This is a genomic window from Candidatus Hydrogenedentota bacterium, from assembly GCA_019695095.1.
GTDB lineage: Bacteria > Hydrogenedentota > Hydrogenedentia > Hydrogenedentales > SLHB01 > JAIBAQ01.
The window spans coordinates 1-9656 of the sequence record JAIBAQ010000211.1 but is presented as its reverse complement, the minus strand read 5'-3'; the positions used below and the strand labels follow the sequence as shown (position 1 = coordinate 9656).

The 9656-nt window shown below is 57.1% G+C and carries 9 protein-coding genes; 7 read left to right on the top strand and 2 right to left on the bottom strand.

Going from position 1 to position 9656, the window contains the following annotated elements:
- The 6 genes from K1Y02_22750 to K1Y02_22725 form a co-directional block, all read left to right on the top strand.
- The coding region (locus tag K1Y02_22750; protein MBX7259200.1) for a KpsF/GutQ family sugar-phosphate isomerase at positions 1-899 on the top strand (899 nt) is incomplete at its 5' end.
- A 59-nt stretch (positions 900-958) separates the two neighbouring features.
- On the top strand, positions 959-1762 hold the full coding sequence (gene kdsA, locus K1Y02_22745) for a 3-deoxy-8-phosphooctulonate synthase (GenBank protein MBX7259199.1): 804 nt from the start codon (positions 959-961) through the stop codon (positions 1760-1762).
- Positions 1763-1767: 5 nt separating this feature from the next.
- Positions 1768-2316 carry an HAD hydrolase family protein gene (locus tag K1Y02_22740; protein MBX7259198.1) on the top strand — a complete coding sequence of 183 codons (549 nt, stop codon included), beginning with the start codon at positions 1768-1770 and terminating at the stop codon, positions 2314-2316.
- A gap of 156 nt (positions 2317-2472) precedes the next feature.
- A complete protein-coding gene (locus K1Y02_22735; protein MBX7259197.1) occupies positions 2473-3042 on the top strand; it encodes a hypothetical protein in 570 nt (189 codons plus the stop codon).
- A 23-nt stretch (positions 3043-3065) separates the two neighbouring features.
- Positions 3066-4856: a hypothetical protein gene (locus tag K1Y02_22730; protein MBX7259196.1), complete on the top strand. Its 1791-nt coding sequence runs from the start codon at positions 3066-3068 to the stop codon at positions 4854-4856.
- Between the two features lie 288 nt (positions 4857-5144).
- Positions 5145-6353: a PAS domain-containing protein gene (locus K1Y02_22725; GenBank protein MBX7259195.1), complete on the top strand. Its 1209-nt coding sequence runs from the start codon at positions 5145-5147 to the stop codon at positions 6351-6353.
- Positions 6354-6357: 4 nt separating this feature from the next.
- On the opposite strand, the gene K1Y02_22720 is transcribed toward K1Y02_22725, so the two are convergent.
- Together K1Y02_22720 and K1Y02_22715 are read right to left on the bottom strand one after the other, a co-directional pair.
- Positions 6358-7623: a hypothetical protein gene (locus K1Y02_22720; protein MBX7259194.1), complete on the bottom strand. Its 1266-nt coding sequence runs from the start codon at positions 7621-7623 to the stop codon at positions 6358-6360.
- Between the two features lie 227 nt (positions 7624-7850).
- Positions 7851-8651: a prolyl oligopeptidase family serine peptidase gene (locus K1Y02_22715; GenBank protein ID MBX7259193.1), complete on the bottom strand. Its 801-nt coding sequence runs from the start codon at positions 8649-8651 to the stop codon at positions 7851-7853.
- Between the two features lie 177 nt (positions 8652-8828).
- On the opposite strand from K1Y02_22715, the gene K1Y02_22710 reads away from it, so the two are divergent.
- Positions 8829-9569 (top strand): PIG-L family deacetylase, encoded by a 741-nt coding sequence (locus tag K1Y02_22710; GenBank protein MBX7259192.1) that lies wholly within the window; start codon positions 8829-8831, stop codon positions 9567-9569.
- Positions 9570-9656: the final 87 nt, after the last annotated feature.

The following is a 9656-nucleotide window of genomic DNA, read 5'->3' as shown; positions in this document are numbered from 1 at the left end:
GGGATAGGCTTGACGAAGGTTTTGAGCGCGTGCTGGACGCGTTGCTCGCGTGCCGGGGCCGGGTCGTGGCGTCGGGCATGGGCAAAGCGGGCCAGATTGCGCACAAGGTATCCACCACGCTGGCCAGCACGGGAACGCCGTCGTTTTACATGCATCCCGCCGAGGCCCTCCACGGGGACTTGGGCATGCTGCATGCCGACGATATCCTCTTAATGTTCAGCAACTCCGGCGAAAGCCGCGAAGTGACCGAACTTCTACCCTTCGTACGTATGATTGGCGCGCGTGTCATCGCAATCACGGGAAACCCGCGCTCGACACTGGCTGCACACTCGGAGCTAGTGTTGAGCATTGGTAACCTCGGAGAGGCGTGCCCCCTGGGACTTGCCCCATCGGCCACGACCACCGCGATGCTCGCCCTGGGTGATGCGCTGGCCTTGTGCCTCATGAAGCGCCGAGAGTTTAAGGTAGACGACTACGCACGCCTGCATCCGGGCGGGGCGCTGGGCATGAAGACCCTTCCCGTGGAATGCGTAATGCGGGTGAACGAAGCGGTTGCCAAGGTCTCCCCGCAGACCAGCGTGCACGACACGCTCTTCGAAATCACACGCGCGCGAGCGGGCGCGGCGATGATTGTCGATGATTTGGGCAAGGTCCTTGGCGTGTTCACCGACGGCGACCTGCGGCGGGGTATTGAGCAAGACGACGGATTCCTGAACCGCAAGATTGGCGAAGTCATGACCCAACCGTTCATCTGCGTGGAGAAGGGGCAACGTTTCAGTGATGTTCTGGACGTGCTTAAAGAGAAGCGAATCGGCGAAGCTCCCGTCGTAGATGAGGAAGGACGTCTACTTGGCGTGGTCGACCTGAAAGGACTGGTCGCGACTATCCCATTCTCGTGAAACAACCTACATGGCACGCGCGGTGAAACCCTATCTACGCACAAATTACGGAGCGCAACATGACCGAAGAGACTAAGCGAGGCGATTCACGCCTTCTGTTCATAGCTGGCCCCTGCATCATCGAGACCGAAGCCGCAACGCTGGGAATAGCCGAGCGCCTCAAAGCAATGACAGCGGCTTTCGATGTGGACTTTGTGTTCAAAGCGAGCTTCGACAAGGCAAACCGCACGTCTATTGGCGCGTTTCGTGGCCCGGGTCTCGCTGAAGGTCTGCGTATTCTCGCTCGCGTCAAGCGCGAACTGGGCCTTCCCGTCTTGAGCGATATACATGAACCGACGCAGGCGGGTCCGGCAGCCGAGGTGCTCGATTACATTCAAATACCCGCGTTCTTGTGCAGGCAGACCGATCTGGTCGTGGAAGCCGCGCGCACCATGAAGCCCGTCAACATCAAGAAAGGGCAGTTTCTTTCTCCGCAGGACATGCGCTACGTCATCGACAAAGCGGCCTCAACGGGAAACAAGCAGCTCCTGTTGACGGAGCGCGGAGTCAGTTTCGGATACAACACACTGGTCGTCGATTTCAGGTCGTTAAGCGTGCTGGCGGAGTATGGCTACTCCGTTATTTTTGACGCCACGCATTCGGTTCAGATACCTTCGCAGGGCGGCGTCTCGTCCGGAAACCGCGAATACGTGAGACCCCTTGCACGTGCGGCGGCAGCCTACGGCATCGACGGGCTATTCTGCGAAGTGCACCCCAATCCCCCCGAGGCGAAGTCCGACGGGGCTAACAGTCTCTATTTGGATTCCGTACCCGAGTTGCTTCGTGAAGTGCTCGCCGTACGCAACGCCCTCACGGAAGGTTAGCGGCAATGAGTGAATTGGAACAACGCATGAGCCGGATCAAGCTCATCGTCAGTGATGTGGATGGGGTTTTGACCGACGGGAAGATGTGGTACGACGGCGAAGGGCGCCCGTTTCGGGCATTCTACGCACGCGACGGATTGGGTCTGGCCCTGTGGCGCTACGTGGGCGGAAAGATGGCCTTTGTCACCGGGCTGGGATCTCCCGCCGTGGAAACCCTGGCCAAGCAATGGAAATGCTGCGCATGCTTCACCAACACCCGCGACAAGGCGACGGCGTGCCGGAAGATTGCGGAGCAAGAAGGCCTTTCGCTCGAAGAAATTGCGTTCATTGGGGACGACATCATTGACATGAACGCAATGGACATCGTGGGCGTGTCCGTGGCGGTGAAAGATGCGCTTGAAGAGGTTCGTTCCGCGGCGCACTACGTGACCGTTGCCCCCGGCGGACACGGGGCCTTGCGGGAACTCGTCCATCGGCTGCTCATGGCGCAAGGCAAACTGGAATACTGCATCCAAAGATACCGCGAAGACCACGCCGCATCGGGACATCAATAGGGCTAAGTCCCGTCTGATTGGCGTGTTGCGGAAATCGCGCGCAGGAAGTACAATAGGAGCGGGTAAGGGCAAGGTCTCGCGATGACCGAGCACTCCGCATTCTGCCAATCGGCTGCGGAGCATTGCGTTTTCTGTGTGACGTGCAGGAGAGTATCGGTGGTCGCTGTTCTGGATACACCTGAGCTGAAACCGCTCAACGATCTGTTTGTCGTCAAAGGCTGGCGGACCCCAGTGTTTGCGCCCGCGACGTTCGAGCAGCTACCTCCCGATATCGCCATCTACTTTCAAGCCTCGGGAAGCATGACCAAACACCTCGAGTCCGTCTTTGGCGGTCCTATACATATCGAATTGGTCGCCATGGACCACACGGAACAGTACTACCGCAGACTCGTTCTCCTGAAGAACTCCAAGTCGCGCAAACCGCTTCTGTTTGCAAGTATCGAGGCCTACCTCGACCGGTTCGAGAAACGCGTGCGCTCGGAGATACAGAAGGCCCGCAAACCATTCGGTCGGATCCTTGAAGAGAATGGCACCGATCATGGGTATCAGTCGCAGGCGTTCTTTCAGTTTGGCCCAGGAACGGAGGTCGAGCACCTCCTTCAATCCAAACCGGGACTGGACCTCTTCGGGCGCACCAAGGTCGTGCTCGATTCGGACAAACGTCTGCTTGCAACCGTCACGGAGATTCCGCCGCGTTTTCGGACGCCGCACGCCAACCAAGCATGACTCCACCGGCAGTTCAAAAGTGGATGACGTGGCTTGAAAAGCACTCTGCCTCGCGCAGTCTTCCGTGGAAACTGGCCCTACTCGCTTCAATTCTCGCCACCCCTTCCCTATTCGTCGGTTTCCAACTGGATGACTACTGGCACCGCATGATGTTTCGAGGCTTCCCAGGCTATCCAGGTCTCTACACCACCTTCTGGGATCAGTTCACATTCGCCAACGGCGATACCGAGCGCACGCAACGTTTCATGGACTACGGCTTCTTTCCGTGGTGGCACGCGCTGGATTCTTGCACGCAACCCTGGCGTCCCATTGGCGTTCTGACGCACTGGGCCGATTTCCTGCTCTGGTTTGACCATCCTTTCTATATGCACGTGCAAAGCCTCGCGTGGTTCGCGGCCATGGTTGCCGCGGGGGCGGTACTCTACCGCCGCATTCACGGCGCGACGCTTGTGGCCGCCCTCGCCGCCCTCATGTTTGCGCTCGACGATGCGCACGGATGGGCCGTGGGCTGGCTGGCCAATCGCAATGCGGTACTGTCGGCGCTGTTCGGCATACTCGCACTCATCGCTCACGACGCTTGGCGCCGCGAGGGATCTTCACGCGCGGCGTTCCTGGCGCCCATATTACTTGCCATTGCCATGCTCTCCGCGGAAGCGTCTCTGGCAGTCGTGCCTTACCTGTTAGGTTATGCGCTGTTCCTTGAACAGCCCGTCGCGGGCAGTCGCGTGAAGGCTTATGCCGCCCAACTCGCCACGTTATCACCATATGTCGCGGTTATGGCGGTTTGGCAAGTCCTTTACAAACTCCTCGGCATGGGTAGTTGGGGACTCGATCTCTACATAGACCCGGGAAAAGAGCCGATACGATTCCTAGATGCCGCCGCGGAGCGTCTCCCCTTCTTGTTGCTCGGGCAATGGGGTCTGCCACCTTCGGACTTGTATGCGTCGATGTCCATACGCGCGGTGCATTGGATGAGTGTTGCAGCATCCTTAGTCCTCATTGCGCTTGCCACTGCCGTGGTTCCGGTGGTGTGGCGCGATAAGAAATCTCGATTCTGGGCTCTGGGCATGTTCGGATCGGCAATTCCCGTATGCTCCACGTTGCCCCAGGACCGGTTACTCTTCTTTGTCGGATTGGGCGCCTTCGGACTGATTTCGCAGTTCCTTGTACACATGTTTGCTGGGAGCAAAGTCCCAACTCTCTCAGTAACCAGGGGTGGCGTCTGGAAGATCCGAAAGGCCGTCGCGTGGTTGCTTCTCATCATTCATCTGCCGATTGCGGCCGTCGCCATGCCCATTCGGTCATACAGTCCCGTCGTTATGGATCAGGTTGTTCAAACCATTCGTACTGCGGAGAAGGAATGGTCTTTCGAGGACAAAACCGTAGTCCTTGTAAATCCTCCCTCCCACTTCTACGCCATGTATTTCCCGGTAATCCTCAGCAATGATGGCATTGCAGGCCCCAAACGTGTCCGCACGCTTGCTCCCAATCCCGAGGCGTTTTCATTCAAGTCGCCGCCAATGGCCGTATTGCGCAAAGATGAACGCACCTTGGCGGTGAAGCCTGCCGGTGGATACGAACCGCGTCCCGTGTTGCGAAGCATGGCGAAACCATTCCATCAAGGCGACGCGGTCCATTTGGAGGGTGTTACTATCGAGATTCCCGCATTGCTTCCCGAAGGCAATCCCGGCGAGGCCGTCTTTCAATTCGACACGCCGCTCGAAGACCCATCCTATCTCTTCTTGCAGTGCCAAGAGGGTGCTTTGGTCCCGTTTCACTTGCCCGCTGTAGGGACAACGGTATCCCTGCCGTAGTCCGCAATTTGCATCCTTCCTCAAAGCGCCCGCGAAAGCGGCTAACGGGCGAAACGTTGAGGTGATGTATAAGGAGTCCTCGCGAACACGTTCTGCACGTGGAGACGTGGCTTGTTCACAGCCGCAAATCGCGGTAGCGCGTGCGCTACCCGATACAAGCGTTTAGGTTCGCGTGAAGTCCAATCCAGAGTTGCGAATTGAATAGTTCATATGCAATCGTGTCACCAGAAACAGGTCAGAGTAGTATCGCAGCAAGGTCTTGAATAAGCCAATAACGGGAGAGCGCCAATGCAGACCCCGTATCACGTGTTATTTGTAAACGATTCCGCCTCAGACTCTGAGAAAGTGGGTATTGCCCTCGGATCATGCTCTGAAGAATTCGAACTCGTGGAGGCGAAGACGCTCGGCGATTTCGAGACCTATCTCCTTCAGCCCGATTATGCTGCCGTGCTCGTCAACCTGCCCGTGTTCGACTTCCAAGGGACACAAGCCGTCGCGCGGATTCAATCGGCCCTGCCGGGCACGCCTATTCTGTTGCTGACAGGGCCGGATACGGAATGGGTAGCGCTCGAAGCGATGAGAATTGGGGCAAGTGGCTATCTTCCCAAGCAACCCGGATATCTTGAGCGTCTGCCGCGCTGCCTTCAGGTCGCTATCGATAGGGGCAGCCTATTCGAGATGAAAGCACAAGCAGAACGCGAACTTATACGGTCGCAGACCTTCAACAGGGCAATCCTCGACGCGTTGACCGAACACATTGCTGTGCTCGATCAAAATGGCGTCATCCTTACTGTCAATGATGCGTGGGTACGTTTTGCGGAGAAGAACGGCCCCATCGATACTGCCGATGTCGGACCGGGCACAAACTACCTTGATGTATGCGCTAAAGCCGCAGACTGTGGAGACAGGCAGGCGCGAATGGCGCTGGAAGGAATTCAAGGCATTCTAGATGGCGCCATTGATTCCTTCTCCATGGAGTACCCGTGTCACTCCCCCGAAGAGCAACGATGGTTCATCATTTCCGTAACACCCATTGGCGAAGGCTTTTCTGGGGCAGTGGTTGTACATACCGACATCACGGACAGAAGAATCGCCGAGGAATCCTTGCATCAAACCCGGGTGCAGCTCGATTTCACGTTGCGCGCTCTCAGCATTGGGTATTGGGAGTGGGACCTTCAAACGGGAGAGGCCTACTATTCCGCTGAGTGGAAGTTGCAGCTCGGATACGACGAAACGGAAGTCACCAATCATCGCGAATCGTGGAAAGCGCTTCTGCATCCCGAGGATCGCGAGTCAGTCGTAGCGACCATGCAAGAGTGGTCGAGATCATCACTGCGCACGCCGCTGTCTGCGCTCTACCGGATGCTGCACAAAGACGGCTCGTACCGCAAGATTCTCTGCAAGGCTTCGATCCAGAGAGACTCCACGGGAAAGCCGCTCCGCATGATAGGAGTTCACGTTGATGTGACTCCCGGCGCCCATGAGTCTGAGGATTGAGAGTCTATTCGCCTACGAGGTGTTCAAGATCCTCGCGTGACACGGTAAAAAGGTCCATGTCTGACGTGATGGCCCCAAGACTGATAAGGCATTCGGTGAAAAGCTCACGAGTCCGCAGTTCAAGTTCCTGATTGCCGAGGTCAGTCATGACACCGAGGATATGCTGCCCCTTCTTGACGTGGGTGCGCTCGTCGGACCGAATGAAATCTGCGATATGACTGAGAAGTGTGTCGTTCTCCTCGCGCGCTTTATCGACCAGTTGATTGATTGTCTTCAACACACCAACCTCGCCGAATAGATTGATCTCGGCCATGGCAAACGCAGGTTCCATCGGCCCGCGACACGTGGAACCGGTCAAGCGGTTGGGCAACTCGAAGGGGTCGTAGCCGCTCGCGAGCATCGACCGGTGCCCGATCTCGGTATGACGCGCTTCATCCCACGTTATTCGTGCCAGATCATACTCGGCCTTGAAGTCTTTGAATCGAATGTCCCACAGGAAGGTGCCGAACGCTTCAATCGCATCGACCTCGTCACGTTGCGTGCGGATGAATCGCAAGCGCAGCGCCTCGTAGCTGTCTTTCGGGAAACGGGGCTCCGGATCGGCTACATCGTAGTCACCGGTGTGGTGAAAGGTGGTAAAACGTGAATCGCGTTGGGGTACCGTGTTGCGCTCGTATGGCTTGTCAACACTTCGGAGCGACACCGGCGGTTGCGTTCGCGGGTCTGCTCCGGTTACGCCTCCGATGCTTTTCAAGAGGTCCTGAAGATGCCAACGCCATGCCGCTAGACGCTCCTCATTCACGCCGCCGTCGACATAGGCCCCTAACGCAGCATCAGCCCACGTCAGCATCGGTTCGTAGTCAACAAGAATTCGCTTGAGGGCGCGAATCGTCGGCGCATCCGCAACCGGACATGTATCGTCGATATGGTGCTGATACGCCTTGGTCAACGCGCGACCAGCAACCTGATGCGCACCCACCAGCAGTTCCGGCGTATCGGCCGCGGAGAGCATCTCCTCGATGAAACGATCGATATCCGCGTCTCGAAAGGAATCGATTGTCTTGAGGCTCAGTTCCTGCTCATTCAGTCGCGTACGCAACGTATTGGCTGCATCGGCGTGATAGAAGATGTGCCGCCCCGTCTCGAGCTTTACCTCGAACTCTGGAATGGCAAGAGTCCATGATCCCAAAGCATGCGAAAGCCTACGTTCAAAATAGAAGAACCGCAACAGCCGGCGCGCGTTTTCCTGCACCGTGAACTTCCCCCCCATGTGACGAGTATCCCGGGGAAAGCGGTAAGGGAACTTCTTTCGGCGAGTGGATGCTTCTTCCCGGCCTTCACTAAATGAGGATACCGGATACCGAGTGCTCGGATTTACACCATTGCCCGACATGGATATGCCCTCCAGGAGCTAGACCTTGCGCCAACCTTCGATCGATACGATAGGTCTTCCTGGCAGGCGACTTCAAAATCACCCCCACCCCACGAAGAAGGAGTCTACTTCTTGGTGTGATTCTTGAAGAATTTCACGATGAGATCAGGAGCTTCGGAGGGAAAGGCGTGGCCCCCGGGATAGACCACCGAAACAAACGGCGTCCCTGAATCGGAAGAGTAGAGTGTGCCCACAAGCGTGCCTGCGGTTGCCCACGGTTCCCCTTCATCCTTGCACCCGTTGAGTGTCCTGATGGCGGCCATCGCGCGCTTCTGCGTCTCGTAGGGAACACGCTCATCATTCTCGCCTGCGATATGCATAGCTGGTAACGGTCTCAACGCGGCGATCTTGCCTCCTGCACCACCCGCCGAAGGGGCCACGGCTGCGAAGACATCCCCGCGAGCCGCCCACAACACGTATGTGAATCCGCCGCCATTTGAATGGCCTGTTGCGTAGACCCGCTTCTCGTCGATCGAGTATTCCTTTTTCAACGTAGCAAGCACCTGATCGAAGAACTTCAAATCCCGATCGCCTTGGTCACCGACATACTTTTGCCACCCCGCTCTTTCGCCGCTCGGGTCGAACTTACCCGGTGTGTTCAGACCTTGCATGCAAACCAAAAGTGCCTCCGGCCACAAATTCTCCATATTGAACTTACGGGCTGAATTTTGCATGGAACCACCGTGTCCATGGAATGCGAATACCACGGGGGCCGGAGTACCGGCCTGCATGGCTGGCGGCACAACCAACGCTTCGCGCTTCACACCGTCGACAGTCCACTCTCTCCTGTCGGACTCGTCGCTGTGAACAACCGATACTGCGATACAAGCAGTCAAAACGATCTTGATCAATTGGATACGCGCCATGATGAAAGCCCTACGTTGTCCAGTCGCCTTCCAATACAAAGAGCTGACTGAATCTGTAACCCCGAATTCAGATGACGGTTCCCAAGAAATCCCTGAAATATCTCAATCTACTGGAAAAGGCCCCGCTGTACGGATAAGCTTCCTATGGTCAATTCTGTGCATAGGAGATTATCGGTCATGGACACAATCTCGCGGCGAGAAGCAATTCAGGTCGCTGCTATCGCAGGTGCGAGCGTTCTTCCGCTCACTGCCGAAGCGCAGGCTTCGCCCGACAGGAAGCTGAAAGTTGTGGTTGCCGGCGGACACCCGGACGACCCGGAAAGCGGTTGCGGTGGATTGATCGCGCTCTATGCAGCAGCAGGTCACGAAGTCGTCAATCTCTACTTGACGCGTGGCGAGGCGGGCATCGCGGGCAAGACGGACGATGAAGCGGCTGCGATACGCACCGCCGAGGCAGAAGCGGCGTGCAAGATCCTAGGCGCACGGCCAGTCTTCGCGGGACAAATCGACGGTGCTGCCGAAGTGAGCGGCAAGCACTACGAGACGATTCGAAGGATTCTCGATGAAGAGAAACCGGACCTTGTTCTCACGCACTGGCCAATCGACACCCACCGGGACCACCGTGCGGCATCCCTCCTCGTCTACGATGCGTGGTTGGCCTCGGGACGCGAATTCACGCTCTATTACTACGAAGTAGAGTCCGGCCATCAGTCGCAGCACTTCCACGCCACGCACTATGTCGACATCACGTCGGTTGAGAGCAAGAAGCGTGAGGCGTGTTACTCGCACAAAAGCCAGAACCCCGACGACTTCTATGGCCTTCACACGGAAATGCATCGTTTCCGGGGCATGGAATCGGGAGCCAAGTTTGCGGAAGCCTACATCAGGCTCGCCCAGAATCGCAGCGAACGGCTGTAAACGCCAGGACTAGGATTTCGGCCGCAGATATAGTCCGAATGTAGACAGCGTCGGGCAGGCTTTGGCCTCTTCGATGTGCAAGCGGAC

Coding starts and splice junctions, on each gene's coding strand:
- kdsA (MBX7259199.1), top strand. CDS start 959: ATGACCGAAGAGACTAAGCGAGGCGATTCACGCCTTCTGTTCATAGCT.
- K1Y02_22740 (MBX7259198.1), top strand. CDS start 1,768: ATGAGTGAATTGGAACAACGCATGAGCCGGATCAAGCTCATCGTCAGT.
- K1Y02_22725 (MBX7259195.1), top strand. CDS start 5,145: ATGCAGACCCCGTATCACGTGTTATTTGTAAACGATTCCGCCTCAGAC.
- K1Y02_22710 (MBX7259192.1), top strand. CDS start 8,829: ATGGACACAATCTCGCGGCGAGAAGCAATTCAGGTCGCTGCTATCGCA.
- K1Y02_22730 (MBX7259196.1), top strand. CDS start 3,066: ATGACGTGGCTTGAAAAGCACTCTGCCTCGCGCAGTCTTCCGTGGAAA.
- K1Y02_22715 (MBX7259193.1), bottom strand. CDS start 8,651: ATGGCGCGTATCCAATTGATCAAGATCGTTTTGACTGCTTGTATCGCA.
- K1Y02_22720 (MBX7259194.1), bottom strand. CDS start 7,623: ATGGGGGGGAAGTTCACGGTGCAGGAAAACGCGCGCCGGCTGTTGCGG.